This window comes from Maribellus luteus, assembly GCF_003576475.1.
In the GTDB taxonomy this organism is placed as follows: domain Bacteria; phylum Bacteroidota; class Bacteroidia; order Bacteroidales; family Prolixibacteraceae; genus Draconibacterium; species Draconibacterium luteum.
The window spans coordinates 14,460-39,055 of sequence record NZ_QWGR01000020.1; the positions used below are offsets into that span (position 1 = coordinate 14,460).

The 24,596-nt window shown below is 42.1% G+C and carries 16 protein-coding genes; 1 reads left to right on the forward strand and 15 read right to left on the reverse strand.

Annotated elements, in window-relative coordinates:
• Positions 1–8 precede the first annotated feature (8 nt).
• The 10 genes from D1614_RS21600 to D1614_RS21650 form a co-directional block, all read right to left on the reverse strand.
• Positions 9–2,261, reverse strand: coding sequence for an alpha-galactosidase (locus D1614_RS21600; RefSeq protein WP_147384341.1), 2,253 nt, complete (start codon positions 2,259–2,261; stop codon positions 9–11).
• Between the two features lie 496 nt (positions 2,262–2,757).
• A complete protein-coding gene (locus tag D1614_RS21610) occupies positions 2,758–3,240 on the reverse strand; it encodes a DUF5018-related domain-containing protein (RefSeq protein ID WP_119440081.1) in 483 nt (160 codons plus the stop codon).
• Between the two features lie 33 nt (positions 3,241–3,273).
• Positions 3,274–5,076, reverse strand: coding sequence for a RagB/SusD family nutrient uptake outer membrane protein (locus D1614_RS21615; RefSeq protein WP_119440082.1), 1,803 nt, complete (start codon positions 5,074–5,076; stop codon positions 3,274–3,276).
• Positions 5,077–5,087: 11 nt separating this feature from the next.
• The gene (locus tag D1614_RS21620) at positions 5,088–8,384 is read right to left on the reverse strand and encodes a SusC/RagA family TonB-linked outer membrane protein (RefSeq protein WP_162304598.1); all 3,297 of its coding nucleotides are present in this window, start codon (positions 8,382–8,384) and stop codon (positions 5,088–5,090) included.
• Positions 8,385–8,636: 252 nt separating this feature from the next.
• Positions 8,637–9,632 (reverse strand): FecR family protein, encoded by a 996-nt coding sequence (locus D1614_RS21625; RefSeq protein ID WP_119440084.1) that lies wholly within the window; start codon positions 9,630–9,632, stop codon positions 8,637–8,639.
• A 124-nt stretch (positions 9,633–9,756) separates the two neighbouring features.
• Entirely contained in the window at positions 9,757–10,359 is a 603-nt protein-coding gene (locus D1614_RS21630) for an RNA polymerase sigma-70 factor (RefSeq protein WP_119440085.1), read from the reverse strand.
• A gap of 136 nt (positions 10,360–10,495) precedes the next feature.
• Positions 10,496–11,512, reverse strand: a complete 1,017-nt coding sequence (locus D1614_RS21635; protein WP_119440086.1) for a zinc-binding alcohol dehydrogenase family protein — start codon at positions 11,510–11,512, stop codon at positions 10,496–10,498.
• A 14-nt stretch (positions 11,513–11,526) separates the two neighbouring features.
• Complete coding sequence (locus D1614_RS21640) at positions 11,527–12,354, reverse strand: amidohydrolase family protein (protein ID WP_119440087.1); 828 nt, start codon at positions 12,352–12,354, stop codon at positions 11,527–11,529.
• Positions 12,355–12,366: 12 nt separating this feature from the next.
• Positions 12,367–13,404 (reverse strand): aldo/keto reductase, encoded by a 1,038-nt coding sequence (locus D1614_RS21645; RefSeq protein WP_241558147.1) that lies wholly within the window; start codon positions 13,402–13,404, stop codon positions 12,367–12,369.
• 1 nt (position 13,405) lies between these two features.
• Complete coding sequence (locus tag D1614_RS21650; protein WP_119440088.1) at positions 13,406–13,798, reverse strand: L-rhamnose mutarotase; 393 nt, start codon at positions 13,796–13,798, stop codon at positions 13,406–13,408.
• Between the two features lie 211 nt (positions 13,799–14,009).
• On the opposite strand from D1614_RS21650, the gene D1614_RS21655 reads away from it, so the two are divergent.
• Entirely contained in the window at positions 14,010–15,002 is a 993-nt protein-coding gene (locus D1614_RS21655) for a LacI family DNA-binding transcriptional regulator (RefSeq protein WP_241558148.1), read from the forward strand.
• 253 nt (positions 15,003–15,255) lie between these two features.
• On the opposite strand, the gene D1614_RS21660 is transcribed toward D1614_RS21655, so the two are convergent.
• From D1614_RS21660 to D1614_RS21680, 5 genes are all read right to left on the reverse strand, one after another.
• Complete coding sequence (locus D1614_RS21660; RefSeq protein WP_162304599.1) at positions 15,256–16,746, reverse strand: RagB/SusD family nutrient uptake outer membrane protein; 1,491 nt, start codon at positions 16,744–16,746, stop codon at positions 15,256–15,258.
• A gap of 22 nt (positions 16,747–16,768) precedes the next feature.
• Positions 16,769–19,825, reverse strand: coding sequence for a SusC/RagA family TonB-linked outer membrane protein (locus D1614_RS21665; RefSeq protein WP_119440091.1), 3,057 nt, complete (start codon positions 19,823–19,825; stop codon positions 16,769–16,771).
• 369 nt (positions 19,826–20,194) lie between these two features.
• Positions 20,195–21,355: a DUF4998 domain-containing protein gene (locus D1614_RS21670; RefSeq protein ID WP_119440092.1), complete on the reverse strand. Its 1,161-nt coding sequence runs from the start codon at positions 21,353–21,355 to the stop codon at positions 20,195–20,197.
• A gap of 11 nt (positions 21,356–21,366) precedes the next feature.
• Entirely contained in the window at positions 21,367–22,641 is a 1,275-nt protein-coding gene (locus D1614_RS21675) for a DUF4959 domain-containing protein (protein ID WP_162304600.1), read from the reverse strand.
• Positions 22,642–22,670: 29 nt separating this feature from the next.
• Positions 22,671–24,581, reverse strand: a complete 1,911-nt coding sequence (locus tag D1614_RS21680; RefSeq protein ID WP_119440094.1) for a RagB/SusD family nutrient uptake outer membrane protein — start codon at positions 24,579–24,581, stop codon at positions 22,671–22,673.
• Between the last annotated feature and the right edge of the window lie 15 nt (positions 24,582–24,596).

The window sequence follows — 24,596 nt, forward strand, 5'->3', positions numbered from 1 at the left end:
GTTTTTTACTATTCGTTCGTTGTTTTAAACGAAACTTCCCATTGTACCGATGAAGTTTTGGCAGGCTGATACGAAACTTTCAAGACTTCACCTTTTTGTTCAGTTCTGGCTTGCTGACCATTGATTACGGCCGACTGCAACAAGTAGGCTTTGGGAACATAAATGGTAATCACATACTCATCGTCTATTACCACCCGACTTCGTCCTTTAAGTGAGTTTTCTTCCCACAGCAGCTTTTCAATTTCAGCAGCCCCCTGCGACAAATGACGGTTTGTAGATACTAATTGGGGATGGTCTAGCTTTTCCCGAATGGCCAAGGATTCCAGTCCATAAGGCTCCAATTCACCCAACGCAAAATCACCTTTCAATACTCCGTACATTTTATCCCGCCAGAACTCATACAACAGGTATTCCTTCGAAGAATCGAGCCCTAAGTCAGCAAACTTCAACACAACCGGCTCAAGCGACTTTTGATTTCTTTCCGACCAATTTAAGCGATGTAACACATTCCAGTTTTCAAAACCTGTATTGAACTCATTCAGCCAATAGGTGCACACCTCACCAAACTGATCTCCATCAATGGGTGTAGGATGTTTTCCTGTCGTAATATCAGTACGCTTGTTGTTTCTAAGCCAATCTGTTTTCCCCGGATCAAAGTCGTATAATTGTCCGGGAACTGAAAATAAAACAGGAGACGAACGACGCAAACCGTAGATCCGACTATCGTCCTCATACACTTCGGGTTTATCGCTGAGCATTAACATGGCTCCGGCAATTGAGGCTAAAGCTGGGCGTATGATGGTTTCCCGCTCCAATGCTTCTCTGGCTTCCAGGTCTTTTACATTGCCAATATCTTTGCCTTTTTTATTGGGAGACACATCACAATGATCAGGATCGTTACGCCAGACAATGCCGTTCCACGAATTATATTGCTGCAAGGTAACCGGGCCATAACCATCGCCACCAATACGGCAGGCATCAGCCAATCCGATACTTTCGGGTAAAACTCCCCAACACGACAAGATAAAAGTATCGTCACCCAGTTCTTCGCGAGCAATGCGCAGGTAAGCCCGCAGCACTTCATCAGGAGCAATGCCTTTTTCGCGGCACCATTCTATATTGTTGTGCAAATTATCATAGAGATAGTGACGAAGCTGATCGATTTTCACATATTCAATCCCTGCGTTTTTCAACCCTTTAAAAACAGGGCGAATCAATGCTTCAACCACTTCGGGATTAGTAGCATCCAACACATAGCTCACCCATGGTGCTGCTGCCGGTTTCCCTGACTCATCGTGCACAAACCAATCCGGATGTTCCTGAACCGTTTCTTCATCCGAAAAAAAGCAGCCCATCCATACCGCCGGATCAAAACCTGCCTGGTGAGTTGAAGTCACATAGCCTGTTAGTCCTGAAGGAAACAGGTCTTTCTTCCAATCGAGCCAGGTAGTAGGACGGCCTCCCAGGTAACCATTTGCTTGCGCACAGTTTTTACGCTCACGGTCATTTTCCCCTTGATAAACATCATCAATCTGAATAAAGCGATACCCATAATCGGCCATGTTTTTCTTTTGCCACATTTCCAACAATTCGAGATGATCCTCTTCCGTAAATTTCCTGAAATAAGCCCACCACGAACACCATCCGGTAATGGATTCTTTGTAAATAGTATAAGTCCAGGGTTGAAAATGAGGTAAGTTCCTGTGTTTTTGATAGTAGCGCGGACGAAAAACCAGCTCTGCACTTTTCGCGGTAAATGTGAGTTCAAACTGTGTTGTTCCGTTTGGGTTTCGAGAGGATCTAATCACAGTCCCAGGTGGCAGCTCAAGCATCCAGTCCAGGTTTCGGTCGTAAATCGCATTGTTTCGCAGGTTATTGCTCAATCCATGCGAGGTACGCACTAGAGCCAATTTCTCCTGGGCATCGCCCCAGGTTTCGGCTGCCAAAGCTTCTGAGCTTCCATACACAAAAGCATGAACAGTAGTTTCCCTTTCAAAATTGAGTTGAATTCGCTGTTCGATGACCTGATCGCCACTTTCCTTTGTGACAGTTTGTACCGGATTATCAAACGCTCCTTCAAAAATAATGGCATCTCCATACTGTAAGGTTACCGATTTTTTATCGTCCCCAATGTTCAGTTTTGCCGGGGTATTTTGCGGGCCTCCAGGCAATTCAGAAAAAGAAAGAAAGGTATTATTCTGTGCTCTTCCCTGAAGCAGGAAAAATAAACATATTCCAATAAGTAGTAAGTTCTGTTTCACTGGTTATCAGTTTAGTTATTTCTACAATTTTCTTTTTTCGAAAGGAATTCTGATGGCGTGTATCCTACTAAAAAAGTGTCAATTTCTCTTTAAATTCTATACAATACTCATTTTTCATCAACTACCAGGCTTTTGGACAGATTCATAAAAAACAGGTCGAAATCTTTACCATTTTCATACAAAATACCTATTAAGCTCCTGGTAATTTTGAAACAGTTATATGGTCTTAGCTACTTCCATTTTTTTGAACTTCATAATTTTGATTAAGATATAGTAATGAAAAACAGCTTTATCACGGTTATTACGAAACAGATACAGAGGCACTTTACAGAATCGCACAACTGGAAGAAGTGGACATGCAATAGTAAAACAGGGATAAAAGTTCTAAAAAATAGGCGAATAATGCGAGCGAAGAGTCCGTTGCCGGCTTGGAAATTCCGGTTACCGGCAACGGCTCTGATCTAACTAGCTTAGCCTACTTCAATATGTACATGCCTCAGTTTAAAACCAATTCAGTTATTCTTATCGTCCAGGTCTGTGTTGTTTTGCCGTTGGCAGCAGTAATTTTATACTTGCGCGAAGTAGAAAAATCGCCTGGTTTACCAAGTACCGGTGCTCCATCAACAGGCTCAATCGTTGCAGCGGTTGAGATATTCATGTAGCAAACGATGTTGCTCAGTGAAACTTTCTGGCGTTCCTCCTCGGTGAAAGTACCGCTGGCTTCAGGAACTGTGATGATAACAACTACTTCATTTCCGTTGATCTCTTTAGCAACTTCGAGTCTTTGGTTTTTTACAACCTCAGAACCGTCAATCCACTCATCATCTGAGTCGAGGTAACGGTGTTCGAAGAATATATTGGCAATTTCTGCCTCTTCGAAAGCTGGCAAGTCATCTAAACCACTTTTCAAACATGAGGTGAAACTAAACAAAACCCCAAGCATTAAAATCAGTGTTTTATAATTCAATATTCTTTTCATCGTATTTCAATTTAGTATTTATGCTTCCACTTTTTACCACCCCGGATTTTGGGTTAAATTCTCGTTGCGGTCAATATGACTTTTAGGAATCGGGAAAAGATATCGTCTATCTGGACTAAATACCCTAACTTCGATATTCAAATAATTTTCCCCTTCATCGGCATATGTTCTGGCATAAAATGATTTTCTGTCTTCAGAAATCAGGATAACACCCGGAACTTCATCTTTCATTTCATAAACTACACCACCCGGTTCACGACCATGATTGGCTTCGTCACCGTATAAGCCCCAACGCAAAAGAGTCCAATAAAAATCACGCTCTTTAACCAGTTCTACACGACGTTCTCTTTTGTAATCATTCCATGCATCCTGAAGCGAACTTGCGGATGACGCAGGTAGTCCGCCATGCTGCACACGAGTAACATTAAGGGCTTCAACTGCTTCAGTTACTTTATTCTGACGAAGCAACGCTTCTGCTTTATTTAAATACACCCTGCCAAGACGTATTATAACATAATGATAATCGGTTGGAATACCTACATAAACTCTTGGAGACACATTGTAAGTACCTTTTCGCCAATAGTACCCGGTACTTGAGATGCTCCACTGACGCGCTCCATTATAAGCGTATCTCCATAAGTTTCCTTTAATCCTTGTTGCAATATCTTCGCCAAACCAGGTTGAACCATCACGAACCACAGTCTGATCCAGACGTAAGTCTGCATTGCCATAAATAATATCATTTACTTCCAGTTCAACGCCATCTTTTACCTTCCATTCCCGATCTCCTATCATCTCCATATTTTCTGTAAACTGTGAAGTCTGGTTCCAAGGCAAGGCCTTTCCTGTATTTTCATCAATAATCAGGTAATTATCTACCAAAGTCTGCGTCGGAGTATGTCGGTTCCAGGCTTCGAAAATTTCGAAATTAGCTTTCCAGACAGGATAGAATCCATTACTTACCAATACATCACGTTTCAGATTGGGCACACACCATTGCAAATCCTGAATGTCGTTGCATACAGTATTGGCTTTATCTCTGTATAACCCCAGAATAATCTCGTTTGAGAAACGTCCCTGTTCGTTAAATATACTTCCGTAATTCGGGTCAATTGAAAAAGGTCCTTCATCTATAACCATATCGGCAGCATCAATTGCCTTTTGGTAGTAAGCATCGTCGCCTGTATAGGCAGCCGCCTGTAAACAAACCTCACTCTTGATGGCAGCAGCAGCGTACTTGCTGGCTTTTCCGGGAAGTGCAGTCTCGGGCAAGCTTGCAATGGCATCGTCCAGGTCCTTCACAATTTTGCTGTACGTCTCAGCAGTGTTTTGTGTAAGAGGCAGTTTGTAAGAATCTTCATTTTCGGTCAACACTTTGTCAACCCAAACTACACGTCCGAAACGACGTGCCTGCCAGAAATACACCATAGCTCGCAGAAATTTCCCTTCAGCAACCAATTCTGTTTTATCGTCTTCAGATAAACCTTCTGATGCTGTAGCTTTTTCAATAATCAGGTTACACTGGCGTATAAGACTAAACTTGTCGAAGCCAAAATCGGTTTCGCGCGTATAGGTTTCATCAGGTACTACTTCATCGCCATGGCAGTAAGCTCCGTTTGAAGTCCAATTTTCCATGGTTGCAAAATCTGCAAACAAACCGTTTAATACATCGCTGTATGTTTGATTCACAAAGGCATCGGCATTTGTACGGCTACCCCAGACCAATTCCTCCTGATATTTAGAACCGTAGGGGTCGGTATCCAGAAGATTGTCCTTACACGATATTGTTATCAATACCAGTAATAGTGCATAAAATATGATATATATATTTTTCATCTTAAGCTTTTTTAAAATCCAACATTTAACCCCACAGAAATAACCCTCTGAAGCGGATAACCATAATTATTGGTGTCGTCTGTTTCAGGATCCATTTTATAATCACTAAATATCTTTGAAATAGTGAACAGATTGGTTCCACTAACAAATAGATCACATCTGCTAAACGGCAAACTTTTTAACAAGCTTTGCGTCAGATCGTATCCCACCTGCAATGATTTCAGTCTGAAGTATCTTGAGTTTACCAACCAGAAATCGGAATCTACGGTGTTGTTGTTACCGTTAAATCCTTCGTTCGAAATTACACGAGGATAAGTTGCATTTGTATTTCCAGGCGTCCAGTAATCGGTTTGGAACGGATATTTAATACTTTCTACATTGCTATTCCTGATTACATTACTCAGATAAACATGCCGGTTACCGGCTCCCTGAAAATGAAGTCCTGCCGACCAGGCTTTGTAGTTCAGATCTACCGTCATACCATACATTACACGGGGAAAAGAAGGTTTACCCAATCGGATTTGGTCTTCGCTATCAATCTGTCCATCACCGTTAATGTCCTTGTATTTAATATCACCGGGAACCAGGTCATGCGAATCATTTCTTTTGGGGCTGTTCATAACATCCTGGGCATTTTGATAATATCCCTGCGAAATAAACCCCTGTGCACCGACACCAGTTTGATGTGTTAAGCGGGTATTTGGATTCATCAGCTGGTCTTCGGATTCATCGTGTTTTACTACCCATAGTTCATCGAACCGGGTTAGATTGGCCCCTATAACGTAGTTTAGTTCGCCGGTTTTGCCCTGGTATCTTACATCAAACTCCCAGCCTGCCCTTCGGTGTTTACCGTCGGTATTTACTTTTGGCAGCGATGTTCCCAACGGGTCGGTGTAACTGGCGCCTGACGGCGATCCCAGGTAGTTTACAGTTTCATAAAAGAAGTAATCAAGCGAACCTGCTATACGGTTGTCCATAAAAGCAAAATCGACGCCAGTATTTACCGATTTACGCTCAAACCACGTAATATCAGGACTTACCAGGTTTCCTTCCTTAAAACCAGGAACCATAACTCCGTTCACCACATAAGCAAACTCGTTCAGTGCATAACCTGGCAGATATTCAAAGCGTTCAACGCCATCATCTAACCCGGTTTCACCATACGAAAAACGGAGTTTAAACAAGTCCATCTGAATCTTCTCTTTAAGGTCGGCAACAAGTTTTTCTTCAGAAATGGCCCATCCTAGCGACCCTGAATAGAAGGTACCCCAGCGTTTGCCATCGGGGAAATTATCGTTACCATCGTAACGAATACTTCCTTCTACCATATACCTGTTATCGTATGCATATTTCAAACGACCCACAAAACCGGCATTGGCATTCTCCCGCTGAACTCCATTGTTTTTTGCGGTTTCTGTTGGTCCGGCAAAGATTTGGTCAACATCCAGGATATAATTTTCTCTCGACGCTAAAACACTTTCAAAATGTGAATACGTTTCATCGTACCCAAAGAGCGTCTCAATACTGTGTTTTTTGATGTTCTTTTCATAGCTGACCAGTGGTTGGATGCGATATGTCCACCCCGAACCTGATTCCAGACCAAGACTGGAGAGGTTTTGAGGAATTGGCGTCTCGCTGCCAAGTTGGTACTGATCTGCATTTTTCTTCCAGTATTTTCCAAAATAATTATCGGTACGGAAATACCCCATAACTTTTAGCTTCAGTCCTTCTATTTTTGGCACGTTCCATTCCAAATCTAACTGAGCATTAATGTTCCTGTCATCGTTTCTGTTGTAACCGGCACTTGGATCAATTTCAACCAAGGGGTGATCGACTTTTGTGGAATAATATCCCAGATCGGTATATGCCAATCCCATTGGAGAACTGTTCTGAATGTGTCCCCAAGTATACCAATACCCTGTTGAATAATGCGAATAAGGTTCACGTGTTTTTTCCAGATTACCGTACAACGACAATACCGATTTTAAACCTATCTTTTCAAAATTATTAGTTAGGCTCATCCTGTAAGTCATTCGTTTTAACCAGTTGGTATCGAACCTGTACAGAGATCCCTGATCGAAATAAGATAATGAAGCATAGTATTGCGATCTTTTGTCACCTCCCATTATAGACAGATCATGCTTCGATTCTTGAGCAAAATTCTTTAATGTTACATCCTGCCAGTCGGTATTTGGATAGTTAAACGGATCGGACTGGTCTTTATACTTCTGAACCGCAATGTCAGTGTACGGACGATCTTGCTTGTCGTTGTCGGCTGCCTCGTTGGCAATTGTTGCCAATTCGTATGAGCTTAATTTTGACGGCAACACTGTCGGTTGGCTAAAATTGTGACTATAGCCATAAGTAATATTAAACTGTCCAACTTCTCCCCTTTTTGTCGTAATTACAATGGCTCCGTTACCTCCTTTAGATCCGTAAATGGCAACAGCCTCGGCATCTTTCAAAACAGTAAAACTCTCAATATCTTTGGGGTTCATACGGTGCATCTCATCCATGTTTGATGTCATAACACCGTCAATTACCAAAATCGGTGCTCCACCACCGCGAACTGTAATTGTGGGTCTTTTCCCAATACCTCCACCATTGTTGGTTACGATTAAGCCCGCTGCCCTACCTGCCAATGCTTCACCAATACTGGTAACAGGTAGGTTCTGAAGATTATCGGTATTAATTTTTGTTACAGCAGCTGTTGTTGTTCTTTTTGTTGTTGTACCATAACCAATGGCAATAACCTCATCAATCCCAACCGCATTTGTTTGCAGAACAATGTTTATTGAAGTTTGATTGCCAACTTCAACTTCCTGAGTCTCCATGCCCACAAACGAAAAAAGCAATATGGCATTTTCGGAAATTGAAGTTAAGGTATAATGACCATCAACATCGGTAACAGTACCCTGGGTTGTTCCTTTTACCACCACCGTAACACCTGGAAGCGGCTCGCCGTTTCTGTCCGTTACTTTTCCGCTCACGGAACTTTGCTGTAGCCCAGTGCCATCATCGGATGTGATTGCAATGTAACGATCTATAATTTTGTAATTGTAACCTGTTCCATCTAAAAGCTCTTCCAGAACTTTATCCATACCTTCATTTACAAAAGTCACCTCTACTTCCTTACCAAGAATAGGTTCGTTTGACCTTATTACAAACCGATACTCTGTCTCTTTTTCCAGTTTCTCAACAAGCTCGCCAAAGGTCGATTTCATTGCCAGCGACACCTTGGTTTGGCCCAGAGAAGAGGCAGACACATGAATGCAAAAAACCAGTAGTAAAAACGCAGTTACTTTCATAATCCGCAATAATTTTTTAGTTCGCGCCCAAATTGGTACGCAATCAGTTTTTTTCATAAATTTGAAATGTTTTGATTGTTAAATTGCCTGTTGTCAGCAGGCGTTTGTTAAATCGAAAATCAGGATGGACCTAGACTCCATCCATTCAACAGACCGAGAATATTGTCAGTATTTTCGGTCTGGTTTTTTCAGGTAAATCTGTTCATTTTCATAAGTATTAGTTTTTAGTTTGATGTTATTTCTTTAGTTAATCTATTTTCGTTTTGATTTCCAATAGATTAATGTTGGCTTATCGACTCTTGGTGTAATAGTATATTCAATAGAACTAGTTATTCTGAATACTTCAAGAATCTGATCTATTGGTTTGTTTTTCATTATTGTCCCATTGTACAGTTCATCAGCTAATTGAGGTGTATCAAACACTATCTCAACATTATACCAACGCTGCATCATTCGGGCAATATCACCAAGGCGTTCATTTCTGAATGTAATCAAACCATCTTTCCACGACGAGAATAATTCTGTTCTTACCTTGCTCACCGTCAACTTGTTCGTTTCAGCAGAATACAATGCTTTATCACCAGGCACTAGTTTTGTAAGTTCATTCCCGGTATCATCAATAATGCTTACACTTCCTTCTTCCAGCACTGTGTGAATTTTGCCTTCATCGTTGTAAGCACGTAAATTAAATGCCGTTCCATGCACTTTTACATGTACCTTGCCTGGGGTTTTAACTACAAAGGGGTGTTCATCATCAGACTGCACATTAAAATAAGCCTCTCCACTTAGTTCTACCACGCGATTGCCCGCTGAAAAATCATTGGCGTACGAAAGTTTGCTTTCCGAATTTAAATGAACCAAAGAGCCATCGGGCAAAAACACACACGACATTTGCCCCACAGGAACTTCAAAACTGGTATTTTCAGCATAAATACTTTCCTGTGCTTTTTTGGTTAAAAGCTTCTGCGAAATGGCTCCGATTCCAACAAGCAAAATTCCAACCACAGCATACTTTATGAATGAGAGCCATAAAGTTATTCTTGGGGAATCTGTTTTTAGCCGACTCTTCACTTGATCCCAGGCTTTTTCCCCATCTTCACTGGCTGACGCGGCTAAAGCCCACGTTTGTTTTAACCGGATTACTTCTGCTCGGTTTTCACCTGATTCTTGTACCCAACTAAACACCTGTTGTACTTCCTCTTCTGAAGCCTCGCCGGATAAATATCTATATAAAATGATTTCTTCCATTTTTTTACTTCTACAATTAGTAACCCTAAAGGAAAGTAAACCCTATATCAGGGTTCATTTTTTTTTGAAAAGGAAAACGTTTTTAGGATTTATGCAACCCTGACTAAACCGATCATAAGCTTTACTATGAAAGAATGATCAAAACAAAGAAGAGTGGCAAATATTCTGTTAGGTTTACCTTTAGTGTCTTTATTGCTCGTGTCATATTTGCTTCAACCGATTTAATGGTAATCCCCAATTCTTCAGCAATCTCCCTATTGGTTTTTCCCTCGAAGCGCTTTTTTTCGAAAACCATTCTGCTCTTTTCAGGTAAATTTTCAATAGATTGCTGAATTAGTTCGTATAATTCGACATATTCCATAGAATTAAAATCCAAGCTATCAAGAGATTCAATCTGCAATTGCTTCTCTATTTCATTTAATCTCCAATCGGAATATTTCTTAACTACCTGCAAATGTCTGATATGTTTAAGGCAGGCTGATTTGGCAGAAGTATAAAGAAATGCATTTATACCCGTTATTTTTAAAATCTTTTCACGATTGAGCCAAAGGTTTACGAAAGCTTCCTGGGCAATTCCTTTCGCTTCTTCCCGATTGTTTACAAATTGAAGACAAAAGCCAACCAGCTGGTTGTATGAAGCTTTAAAAATATGTTCAAATGCCAATTCATCCCCTTTTTGAAAACGTACAAAAAGGAATTCATTTAAACTATTTTTATTATAATTCACTTGTTAAAGTTTAGCTATATCTGTTATTATACTCCTTTGATTAAAGTGAAGAATCAAGTTTAATTCTTTTAAAAATGTAAATTTCTTTTCGAAAATTTCTTGTTTATAAAACCTATCATGCGGTCTCTCTAATCAACTAAAAACGCACCAGTATTTTCAATACTTTTCCGGGAGCTTCAGACCATTCTTTCATGGCTTGAGGAGCTTCTTCAACTGAAACAATTTTTGATACCAGCAACTTTTCATCGGGTTTGGCTTGTTTCAGGTAATTAATCACAGCCTCAAAGTCAGAAGGAGTGGCATTGCGAGACCCCAGTATTTCCAATTCCTTTTGCACCCACAATTTGGTTGAAAATGCAATTTCCTCTCCGGCATAGCCAATACACACCACGCGTCCGGCAAAGCCAATTTCCTCAATCGCGGCTTTGTAAGTAAGAGGATTTCCGGCTGCTTCAACAACAATTGAAGGGCCATCTCCATTGGTCATTCTTTGCACTTCAGCATGAAGATCCTGACTGTTCGAGTTAATTAAATATGTAGCACCTAATTGCCCTGCTATTTCCAGTTTTGCATCATCGATATCAACTGCAATAACAGTAGCACCGCGTAGTTTAGCCCGGACAATGGCTCCGGTTCCAATCATGCCGCATCCAAAAATCAACACCGTATCAACATCCGTAACCCCGGCATTGTCTATAGCATGGAAGCCGACTGTTAAAGGCTCAACCAAGGCTAATTGAATGGAAGACAAGGATTCGCTCTCAACTATTTTCTGCCAGGGAATAACCAAGTATTCGGCCATGGCACCATCGCGCTGCACGCCCAATGTTTGGTTGTAACGACAAGCATTGAAGCGTTTCTTTTTGCATGCAGAACACTGCCCGCAATTGGTATAAGGAACAACAGTCACGTTTTTACCAGGCTTGAAATTCTCCGGCACCCGGCTTCCAGCCAGTTCTATCACTGCGGCTATTTCGTGTCCGGGAATACGCGGATAACTTACCATCGGGTTTTTGCCCAGGTAGGTGCTTAGGTCCGATCCGCAAAAACCAACATATTTCAGTTTTAACAAAACTTCATCTTCTCCATGACCAGGCATTGGTCTCTCCACCACTTTTATCGTTCCCGGTTTTGTTATTTCAATTGCTTTCATTTCTTTTTAAATCATTAAAGTTGATAAACCGTCAAGGCATTGTGATAAAAAATCTGATTTTGTTCTTCGCAGCTTAATGTCGATACCTGCTTCTTTACCAGCTGAAGCCACTCTGAATAGTTGGTTGCCACCAGACATACCGGCCAATCGGAACCAAACATCAAACGGGTTGGGCCAAATGCATCAAGCACCACATCGAAATAAGGATGAAGCTGCGCTTCGGTCCAATGCTGATAGTCTGCCTCAGTTACCATTCCACTAATTTTGCAGCTTACATTTTCGCGTCTGGCCAATTCTTTCAGTAAGTTTTGCCAAGGCTGTATTTCGTTTGTTTTGATCTTCGGTTTCGCAATGTGGTCCACCACAAACTGCTGATCCGGATGACGGTCTACAAAGCGAATGGTGTTGGCTAATTGGTGCTCCAAAATCAGAATATCGTACACCAAGCCATATTCTTTCAGTTGTGAAACGCCTTGGTTAAAAGCTTCTCCTAAAATGAACTCAGGATCGGACTCCCCCTGCACAACATGTCGGACACCTTTCAGCCACCTGTTTCCGCGGTATTGGTCCAGAATGGCCTGAATGTTTTTATCGGCCAAAGGAAGCCATCCAACCACTCCTTTTATAAATTCATTTTCTGGAGCCAGTTGCAGTAACCATTCCGTTTCTTCCAGACATTGCCTGGCCTGAACAGTTACCACGCCATCAACGCTGGAGTTCTGAATGGTGCTTGCCAAGTCTTCCGGCAGAAAGCTTTTACGTATGGCAGCCATTTCATTGTCAATCCAGCCGAATTCAACCGGATTATAATTCCAAAAATGATGGTGAGTATCAATAATCATAGCTTAAATCATTTACAGATAGGCATAGTCTGGATCAATAATTCCCGTATCTTTTAGTTCCTGCCAAAAAGCCTCGGGTAACGGCGTGTTTATCACAACCTTGTTATTCGCCATTCGTTCGGGCTTGCTGGGATTGAGTGCCACTGCGTTGATTTCGGGAGCCGACAAGGCAAATTTCAAACAGGCGTCACCGGGTTGAACCGCATATTTCTCACACACCGAAAAAAACTGCTTGCGCCAGGCAAACAAAGGCTGATCGGCGGGATCTTCCGGATTCAGAATTCGGTAGTCAAAATAGTCGCCTCCGGTTAAAAAGCCGGCATTAAAAATAGCGGAGTTAATGATTGCCAGTCCTTCAGCATGCAGCTGTTGCATAAAGCGGATAATCTCTTTCGGATGATGATAAATGGTGAATTTATTGGCCAACATCACCCAGTCAAATTTCACGTACTTGTATAGCTCTCTGATAATCAGCCAGTCTTTTGCCCCCACACCAACCGCTTTTACCACCCCTTTTCCCTTCAGTTCAAACAGTGCCCGATAGGCTTCCAAAATATCCTTCAGCCTTTGTTCTCGATCGATACCGTCAACGGCCGCCTCCAGGTATTCATCCGGATCGTGAACCGACACCAACTCCTGCTTATAATTTGGTCCCAGCAATTCGGCTCCTTGTTGCCAGCATTCCAAAATTCCGTCGTAGCTGATTTTCTGCACCGCATCATACTTTAGGTTAGCCCAGGCACCCGGCTCAAAAGTTGGTTCAGCCGTTTCCAGCGGCACCCGGTACCATCCCAGCTTATTGCTAATCGTAATTTGTCCTGGTTCAATATTAAGCTTTTCCAGCCCCTGTCGAATTACTTCCAGGGCTAATCCTGCACCATACTTCCCCGCACTGTCAATCATCACTTTTCCATCGCTAACCTTAAACCATTCCTGCATCAGGTTCAGCTTTTCGGTTTCCGACAATTCGCGGTACAGGTTGCCCAGGTAACTGGTGCCATATACAATCGCCGGAAGATTGAGCCCGCTTTTATTCTGTTTGTTCAACATGTCAATCTATTTGCTTTGGTTGTCCGTCTATTGGCAAACACGTTTGCTGCTGGTTCAACTCATAAATTCGATCCATGAGCACCCATTTTTCGCCAGCTGTTGCTTCGGAAGTCGTCAGTTGAAACCGCGACACATAAGCTTCCCATTCGGCTTGATGGGGCTTTTGAGCCAGTTCCTGCATAGCCTGCTCATGGTCAAAATCGGGCACCGTATCCATAATCATGAATAAGCGGTTTTGGATGATGTAAATTTCCATATCCAAAATGCCGACTTCTTTCATTCCCTGCGTAATTTCCGACCACGTATTCTCCGGTTTATGAACCTCCCGGTAGGCTTCAATCAGGCTGGGATCATTTTCCAGCAGCAAGGTTTTACAATACCGTTTAAACTTCATCGGTTTTTCTTTTTGAATACTTAAATTTCTGTGATTTTCAGCTCTTAATCAAAACAACGTATCTAAATATCTCCATGCAAAGCTTTGCGACAAGCTTTGCAATTCAAAAAATATGTTTTCAAACACAAATAGTAGGTGTTTAGATAGGATAAAAACTATTTTTGTTTGGCAAGGACAAACTATGGGGAACAGGCATATTTCATTAAAAGACTTGGCAAGGGAACTAAACGTTTCTATTTCGACGGTGTCGCGTGCGCTAAAAGATCATCCCGACATCAGCGCTGCGATGAAGGAGAAAGTCAAAAAGATGGCGCAGGAGCGCCGTTACACCCCCAACCCCCTTGCGATGGGTTTGCTTAAGCAGGAAACCCGCATGATCGGTGTGATTGTCCCCGATCTGGTTACCCATTTCTATGCCTCCATTATTGCCGGAATTGAAAGTTATGCCAAAGAGAAAGGCTACTTCATTTTATTAGCCAGCTCCAATGAATCATATCTCAAGGAAAAAGAATCCATTGAAAATTTACTGCGTGCGCGGGTGGAAGGATTCATCGTTTGCCTGAGCCAGGAAACAACGGAAACGGCTCATTTCGAGGATTTGCTTAAGCTGAATATTCCGTTGGTATTTTTTGATCGTGTTTGTCTTAACGGACGGGTGTCTTCTGTAACCGCCGACAACACGGAAGCTGCTCAAACAATCACACAACATTTCTATCAACAGGGATGCAGAAGAATTGCGTTTATATCCGGCCCGCAACACCTTAACATTTCCAAAGAACGGATGAGCGGTTATCTGGCAGGTTTAGAAACTTCGAAATTGCCTGTCATCGCGGAATTGATTGAAGCATGCGACCTCAGCTCCGAATCAGCTACACAGGCCATGAAGCGCCTGCTTGAGTTAAAAAGACTGCCGGATGCGGTTTTTGGAATCAACGACACCGTTGCTTTTGCCGCCATGAAGGAAATTAAACGTCATGGTCTGCGTATTCCTGACGATATTGCACTGGTTGGTTTTACCGATGAGTTTCATTCAACAGTGGTTGATCCTCCCATGACCTCCGTTACGCATCCTACTTTTGAAATAGGCAGAGCTGCGGCTAGCTTGTTTTTCATTGCCAAACAAGCGAAAGAAACACCACAAACACTTGTTCTGAAAACCCAGTTGGTTGAGCGCGAATCTTCTCAAAAAAACAAGCTTAACTGAGCCTAACACCGACAACCCCTTTTCCAGTCACCTTTTACTGCGTCCTCCTGTACTAAGTATAATTCTCACCCCGAAATAAAACCGTTTTTATATGATAAAGATTTCCATGATCACCAGATGTTTTGGCCATTAACAATTTAGTATCCGGGTATTGTAACTAATTCAATAGGTGCTAATCGCAAAAAAAGAGACTGCCTTTAACTGACAGCCTCTTCTCATTAACAAACTAAACTAAATCTATCGAGAACCGGTTTTACCATCCCGGATTTTGTTCCTGTTGTGTTCCTTCAATGTCAAACTCGGCCCGTGGAATTGGCCACAGGTAATGTTTGGATGGATCGAAAACACGTGTGCCGCCCGGATCAACCAGCCCATCAAGTACATCTTCTGCAATCTTCCAACGTTTCAAGTCTGAGTATCGGGTTCCTTCCAGAGCCAACTCAACCCTTCTCTCATGGCGAATAGCCTGACGCATTTCATCTTTCGACATCCCGGTTTGAAGTGCAGGCATTTCAACACCTGGGCGTGTACGTACTGCATTAACCGCATCATAAACCGACTGATCGGGGCCTACTGCTTCATTCTGTGCTTCGGCGTAGGCCAGCAATATTTGTCCGTAGCGAAAAACGATCGTATTCGTTCCGGTTGTGTTTGGATAACCAACTACGGGGACTACATTGTCTTCGTTGTATTCCGTATATTTCTTAAACGTGTAACCGGTATATTCACCTTCATGATCAGGAATTCCATTCGCGGTCACTCCCGGAACAAAAATGGTAGCTTTTAAGCGCGGATCCCTGTTATTATAAGGATGTCCTGCATCATACATTGGTGATTCTTCAATCGAAAGGCCATCAGTCATTTCATATTCATCAACCAGGCTTTGCATGGGAACTATTGACGACCAGCCTCCAATGCTAAAACTTCCGAGGTAAAGAATATTAAAATTTCCCTGCTCCGGGGCTTTGAACTGTACATCAAAAATTACTTCCTGATTGTTTTCATTGGCTTCCATGAAAAGTTCGCGGTAGCTTGGAAAAAGCGAATAGTTCATGTTAAGTACTTCTTTGGCAGTTGTGGCTGCTTCTGCCCAACGCCCATTGTACAATAGCACCCGGGTCTTCAGTGCTTTTGCTGCCCCAACTGTAGCCCTGCCCGTTTGCGACTGTGTTGCCGGTAAAAGCGAAGCTGCTTCATCCAGGTCGATCAGAATTTGTTTTACCACATTCTCTTTTGTATCACGCGGCATTTGGCCATGTTCCAGTTTCGGACTCTCAAGGAAAATAGGTACACCTCCGTAATGGTCAGTTAATTTGAAATAGAAGTACGCTCTTAAAAACAATGCTTCGCCTCGAACCGATTTTTTGAAATCATCGTTCAGTCCTTCCACATCATCCAAATTATCAAGAACTACATTCGCACGTCCGATTCCTCGAAAACAATATTCCCAGAATCCTGAGATTGCCCAAGGATCAGAATCGGTATGTGTACCATCGGCAATTGCTTTAAATCCTTCCCATGGATAATTATTGTATGCGTTATCCGACATTACATCGTGATAAATATAATTCTGCTCCAGATCTCCCAGCGTACTATAAGTGCCATCAATAGCTAAACGAACATCACTTTCAGTACGCCAAAATGTTTCAGAGGAGATTTGCGTACTTGATTCCACCTCCAGAATATCTTCTGAACAACTGGCAAAGAAAAACAAACCAATTAGTGCAAAATATATTGATCTCATAATTATTCTTTTAAAGTTTAAATTAGAATGTAACATTTAGTCCCAAAGTATAAATCTGAACATTGGAGTAACTTCCTCTTCCGCCAAAAGGACTCTTCTCCGGATCAAGACCACGGTACTTCGTAAATGTGAGCGGGTTAGTAGCATTTACGTATACATTCAGGTAATCGATCTTGAGGCGCTCTGTAATGCTTTTAGGAAATGTATATCCCAGTTGGATATTTTTCAAGCGCAGGAAAGAAGCATCTTCAATGAGAAATGTAGATCCATTCCTCCAAATATTATTTACGTAATTACTACCACGTGTCAGGCGCGGATATTTATTATTTGGATTTTCTTTGGTCCAGGCATTATCAAGCCAGAATTTTGGAAGTCCAGCATAATTAAAAAACGGTTTTTGTTCTTCTTCCGTTCTCGCATAAACACCTTCCACACCCTGCCATATCATTGACACATTAAAACCCTTGTATTCAATATTTCCGCTAAATCCGTAAATAACATCGGGGATAGAATTTCCCGCCGATTGACGGTCATCTCCGTCTATTTTGCCGTCTTTGTTAAAGTCTTCAAACTTTACATCGCCAGGCTTGGCGGTTGGTTGCGCTTTGTGGGCGACTACTTCTTCCTCGCTTTGGAAGATCCCCAGCATTTTAATGGCGTAAAATTCATCAATTGGGCGCCCCTCCTCAATCCACGACCAGCCACTGATAACAGGCGAAGGAATAGAAGTTACCTTGTTTTTGTTGGTTGTGAAATTGGCACTCAGTTCATAAGAAAGGTCATTGATTTTATTGCGATGAGTAGCTAAAAATTCCCACCCTTTGTTTTCGACCGAAGCCAGGTTAACGGTTGGAGGGCTTAATGCTCCAATAGTAGTAGAAATGTTGATTGGCCTAAGAATGTCATCGGTTTGCTTAATGTAATAATCAGTAACCAACTGTAGTTTTCCTTCCCACAAAGTTAGGTCAATACCAATATCGGTTTGAGTAGAACTTTCCCAGGTAACATCGGGGTTGGGCAGATTGGTTTGAGCTGCTCCTCCAACAAGCGATCCTCCGTACGAATACGACTGACCAAGGTTAAAAAAGGCGGTGTATTGATTCGGATCAATACTTTGATTCCCCAACTGTCCCCAAGAACCACGAATTTTAAGATTGTCAATAGCTGTTACATCTTCCATAAAAGCTTCTTCAGAAATATTCCACCCCACAGAGAAAGATGGGAAGAGTCCCCATTTTTGACCTTTGGCGAAATTTGATGAACCATCATAGCGAACATTTGCCTCGAAAAGATATTTGCTGGCGTAATCGTAGGTTACTCTTCCGAAAAACGACTGAAGCCCGAAATCAACAGAATAACCATCGGCTGTAGGATCCACAGAACCGGCACTGATCTCGCTCAGAGCATTGCTGGGCAACCCATCTTTTGACGCCTGCAAGCGGCTAAATTTGTTGGTTTCCTGGTTAAAACCTGCCAACGCACCAAAGTTGTGGTTTTCTCCGAATGTCTTGGTATAATCAAGTTGCGAAACAAAGGTAATATCGCGCTGGGTATCGTAACGGTTCCATGCTGATAATGCTTTCCCTCCCACACTCTGGGCAATGGTTACCGAATTATCCATCTGGTTGTAAAGACTCACATCGGGGCGGAATACTTTCTGTAACATATGATAATTGCTTACTCCAACTGTTCCTTTCAGTTTTAGTCCGGAGACAATTTCATATTCTCCCGACAAATTAGCTAGCAAGTTGTCCCAGGAAGTATTATTCTGTCCTTCCAACGCACCCGCAATGGGATGAGTATTATTTGCAAAATAAATTGAACTGTATGCGTATTTACCATCCTCCGTGTAAGGAGCTTGTATTGGTAATGCTCTCTCAATCCATCCTATTACGGTACCAGACCCTTGCACCGGTTGGTCCACATCATCATGACGACCGGAAAGTTTAAGTGAATAGCTGAACTTATCCGAAACTTTTGTATCCAGGTTCAAACGGGCGGTATATTGCTTGGTAGAAGTTCCTAATACAATTCCCTTCTGGTCCAGATAACCTACAGAAAACGAATAGCGTGTTTTCTGTCCGCTGCCACGAACACTGAGGTTATGGCTAGTAATAGGAGCATCGCGGTACATCAATTCCTGCCAATCGGTGTTTGGATATTTATACGAATCGGTGCTGTTGCGGTACTGATTAATCTGATCTTGTGTAAATGCAGGTGTTGCTGTTGGATCTTCATTGTAGATGGCCGTATTTACGGCTTCCATAAAAACAGCTGAATTGGTCACATAGTCGGTCAGGCGGGTTGGCTTTTGAAACCCCGTATACGCATTGTAACTCAGTTTAAAATCGTTACCCTGCTTACCCGTTTTGGTTGTTACCAAAATAACACCATTCGCGGCACGTGATCCATAAATGGCGGAAGAAGCTGCATCCTTTAACACAGTAATCGATTCGATATCGGCCACGTTTACGTTCGAAAGACTTCCCCTGATACCATCAATCAGTACCAAGGGATTATTGTTCCCAAGCGTACCTGTTCCTCTAACCCGTATACTTGCACCGTCGGCACCGGGCTGCCCGGAGACCTGCGTTACGGTTACACCCGATGCTAATCCGGCAAGCGCCTGTGATGCATTGGCAATCGGACGGTTTTGAGCTTCATCGAGTTTTAGTGTTGAAATCGAACCGGTCAGGTTCACCTTCTTTTGTACACCGTATCCAACGGCTACCACTTCTTCCAACCCAACAGTTTCTTCTTCCATTTGGACATTAATCGTACTTTGTCCGGTGTATGCCACCTCCAAGGTTTTTAATCCAACAAATGAGAATACTAATTTTTTTGCATTGGATGGCACTTGCAGAGAATATGAACCATCGCTGCCGGTAACCGTTCCAATAGTGGTACCTTTTACAAAGACCGATACACCTGGCAACGATATACCGGTTCCAGCTTCGGTAACAGTTCCCGACAAAGATGTGGTTTGTCCATTTACTAAGAAATGTCCTGAAAACAGGAAAACAAAAGCTAAGAGCACAATTCGGACATGAATGCCTCTTTGATGAAACATTTTTTTCATAAATTTGAATTTAGTGTTTATACAAAAGCCTGATTAGGCTGTTATTTAATTACACATGATGTGAAAACATCATTTCAAAACGGTGAATGTTCCCGCATTTACCGTTTTTTAGTTCCGGAAAATCTAGTTTCCCACACGATCAATGTAAAGGTAAAATATGATCCCCTTAGATACTTACACTCTATTATCACATACATGAACTATATTGTCATATTATTTTCAGAAATAGACAATTTCTAAACAATAAACATACACGCGAACATAAAAAAGCACTAATAATAAAGAGAATGAAGGGCACCTTCAATAACTTAAAAATCCTGTTCAGACCAATAAAGCCAAACAGGATTTTCATGTTTATTATCAATCTTATTACAACTTACCGACAACAACAATTTCAGCTAACGAAACGTAAGGCGGAACATTTGATTCAGTGACATTTAGCTTGATAAAACGTATTCGTTTACCATCGGTGATTTCGAGTTCTTGTTTTGATTCACCTGCGTTATCAGAGTAACTTAGAATTCCTAAATCCTCCCACGTACTTCCATCCGAACTCCCTTCAATACTCACTGTTTTGGTATGATTAGTTCCGCTTCTTCTGTAAAGATCGATGTTCATCACGTTAAATTCTCTTTTCATATCAATCGTGATATGGTGCGGTAGTTGCGCGGTTTGCGCTGACCATTCACTTTGCCAGTAAGAACTGTTTCTGCCGTCGATTATATTAGCTGCCGGTCCGTTGCCACCTCCTTCATTTGCCGCTTGCTCCTCTGAAGAGAAGTCAACAATCTCCCAGCTTGACTTGTCAAACTCAAACGATATTTCGGTTAAAGGCTTTAAATCAATAATTCTGGCATTGGCATACAGAGTATCGATGGACATTTCTTCGGGCAAATAGCCACTGGAAAACGACAACGTACTAAACAGGTCTACATCCTCAAGTATCAGTTCATTCTGAGAAGGAGGAAGCATAATATTCTTTGGGGGACCATCAATCGTTTTGTATTCAATCTTAGTCCCGGTATGGTTTAACGCAGCACTTGCAAAGGTAAATTTTACCCCACCGGTTATATTAGGCACCATAGAGGAAATTTCCCGGTTGCCAAGGTAGCTTATGTATTTTGGCCCGTATACTTTTGAGAAAGCATCAGCAGGAATTGATTTATTACCAGTTACATTTTCTGATGTAATGGTAAATAAGTATTGTCCTTCAGATAATTGAAATCCAACCAGAAATGAATCAGGTGATTGATGATAATCATAATCAAAAGACTTTGAGGTAATGGTATTGTCTTCATTTGCCCAGCTTATGGTTATTGTTTTTACCTGTAGGGCATTTTTCAGATAGCCTTTAAGCTGTACACGTTCATTTCCGGGGTACACGATCGGGTTATCGACTTTTACGCTATACACTGTTTCTCCGTCAGCAATGTATTCTTCGTGTATCTCCTCCATTTTGGTGCAACCCGAAATTATTGTCGCCAAAACTGTCAGTAGGCTTAATGTAATGGATAAATATTTTTTGCTCATTTTAATCAATTTTAGAATTCATCGGTTCCATAAAAATCAATTTCAGAAAAGTTACACCACCCGGAACCATCAAAATTACTGGTTATCCCATAACGGATGTAGCGCATCTCGTCCAGTTCCAACGGGAAATCAAAATTATGTCCTGCAAATGCAGCATCCTTGTCTTCCTGAGAAACCTGCCCAACGGGAAGCCCTGAAGGCTTGATGATTTCGTGACTTCCAATGAGCGTCCAGTAGTTGGTCCAGTCCTGCAGTCCATCACCGTCGTTGTCTTCTGTAATTTCCTCTTCCAGAACAGGGGCTTCTTTACGGGCATACACATACCATGTTTTCGGGTTTCCGTAGGTGTACATCCATGAACCGCTGCTTAATTGTACACGTTGAAACCAGGCATATCTCGATAATTTATAAGTATCACCCAAGTCTACAGTAATATGCCTGGGATATGGAGATTGGTAGGAAATGGCAACACTTGTGTGGGCATAATTTCCGTCAATGATGGCACCGGGGAGACCTTCCCAGTAGTTCCATTTATCATCAACCGGATGGTCAGGCCCATCTGCAAAAACGGACATTTTACTTTTGTCGAGCTTTATTTCCGGAAAAGGAGTAAGTGTTTCTCCTTCAGCCGGCGTTACAATGCTGGATTTATTTCCGAAGTTATCAACGATAAGAACACCAAATTTGCGGGGCACCGCCGGATATCCGCGGGCAATGAATTCACCTGCTTCCAGTTCGTTCTTAAGAATCCGGATTTCGGTCAGTTCACCCGGTTCTGCCCCTTCCGTCATAATTGTATCGGCCATAATGTAAAAGGTAAGCGGAGCTTCTGCCGCATTTTGCCATGCAAAACGGGCACCTCCGAAAGCACGTGTTATGCTCATATTGTTCTGAACCTTCAATAGCGGAGAAAGTCCTGGAGTAATTTGAACAGTAACCGGGTTCGATTCGTTATTGCTTCTGTCAACAGCATACAGTTTTACATCGTAAACCTTTGTTGTATCCTGGTCATTATATCCATGCACAGTCAGAGACTTTTCATATAAAGAGGATTTGGCCTCCAAGGTTTGTCCGTTTGAGATGGTATAAACGGCTTTTACATACAACAGGTCGTTGTCTTGTGGTATGTCGTATTCAATTTTTGCCCCCCCTGCCATTTTTGTGACTGTAATATTGCTGATTACCCCCGGGGCAGTTGGGTCTGAATCGATTGGTCCAAGTATCTTTTCTTCGCAGCCAAATGCAATGAATATTGCCAGCAGCAGATATATATTTATCTTTTTCATAGTCTGTATTTTTAGATTATTTTTCATCGTTACCACCCATAATTCTGAACCAGGTTCGGATTCTTACTGATCTCACTTTCCGCAATAGGAAAAAAGTGGTGTTTAATGTTAAAAGTTGGATAATACACCACCTGAACGTTGTAATAACCTTCAACGGTACTTTCGTTCGGATTCCATGAAGTAACGGGTTCATTACAATAATCTTCCGCATCCATCCATCTTCTCAAATCCCAAAAGCGGCTTCCTTCAAACGCAAGTTCGATTAAACGCTCGCGTTTCATAATTTCACGTAAGCCGTCTTTTGTATCGGGCTTGGAAGGATTCGTACTATAGACAGCCCATGATTCGTCAATACCTTTTAAACCTGCACGAGTGCGAATTTTGTCGATCCATACTTTAGCTTCATCCAACTGATTGTTTTCAATTAATGTTTCAGCATATAGCAAATAAAGGTCGGCTAATCGCAATGCAGGAAATGCATAGGCTCTGCCACGCCATCCCATATTGTCCTGCCCGGTATTCATATTCACCAGTTTTACCGGCCAATATCCATAAGGGCATACTTTCCATGCATAACCAGAAGAGGACCAGCCTCCCTGTTTGTGGTTGATATAATCCAAGGCAGCATTGTTATCGGTTTTATCGGGTCTTAAATGTCCGTACACCAAAGCTCCATCAAACGACAAGTCCGCATAATAGCGTACTTCCCGGTTAAAATTCCGTTGTACGGTTCTGTGTCCTAATTTCATATGGTTGGCTTGGTCCGCACCTACCGTCATAATTTTATTCAGGTTAAGGCCTTGCCAGTCTTTGTCTTCTTCTATCGGAACGCCATTGTTGGTGTAGTGCAACAACGACATTTTTAAGGGGGCCCCCAGACTTCCGTCTCCGTACCAGTCCTGAGTAGAGAAATATGCAGGCATTGCAATACTTTGCAAACCACCCACGCTGGCAGCACCGTTTGTATGAGGCCAGATAACTTCCTGGTTTTCCTGTGCTGTGACACGGTAGTTAAGAATCACTTTTAATTTGGTAGTATCAGTAACCACGGCACCTGCGGTTTTAAAATCGCTCAGGTCCATAAGTCTATGGCCCGCATTCTCGGCAAGGCTAATAGCTTCTTCACAGGCAGTTAAGGCATCGGCCCATTTTTGCTGTATGGCAGTAGCATCTTCGGTTGGAAATAGTGCCGTTCCATCATGATTGTAAATGTTAAACCCAGCTTCGCCGTTAAACAGAGGACTGGCTGCCGTAACCAGTATTTTTGCTTTTACCGCGGCTGCTATGGGTTTTGTAATATGACCATAGTCCGTAGCTTCCACTTGTAATATTTCCGGTAAATCAACCATCGCTTCATCAATCAGGTCAATCACATATTTAAAACAATCGTCAAGAGGTTCGCGCGTTAATTTCAGATTTTCAATCGACTCGTTAACGGGTAGATTCTCCGGAATAATATGGATGGGCCCATACATGCGGATAAGATAAAAATGAAGGTAAGCCTTAATAAATTTCACTTCGGCAATCCAGATATTTCTTTCATAATCTGAAATATCCGGAACTTCACCTATTCTTTCCAGAAAGGTATTACAGTCCCTGACACCTGTATACAATGCTGTTCCTCCACTTGTTCCCCGCCAGAAATCGTAATACGGGGCTACGATTGTTTGATTACCGATGGAAAGTTGAACCCCCGAGGTATTCTCGTGGTACTTGCCTAAGCTTAATTCATCGCTTCCCAGTATGGCAGGGTTGTTACCTGTTGACCCCATCTTGGGAAGATACGAGTAACAGGTAAATAAGTACTTTTCTGCATTGTACTTGTCGGTAAAGGCATTGTCGATGGTTGCCACATTGTCGGGTACAATATCGAGATAATCACATGCTCCGAAAGCAAACATCATCAAAAATAAAAGGATATAATTTTTAAGCTTTTTCATATTTCTGTTTTTGTT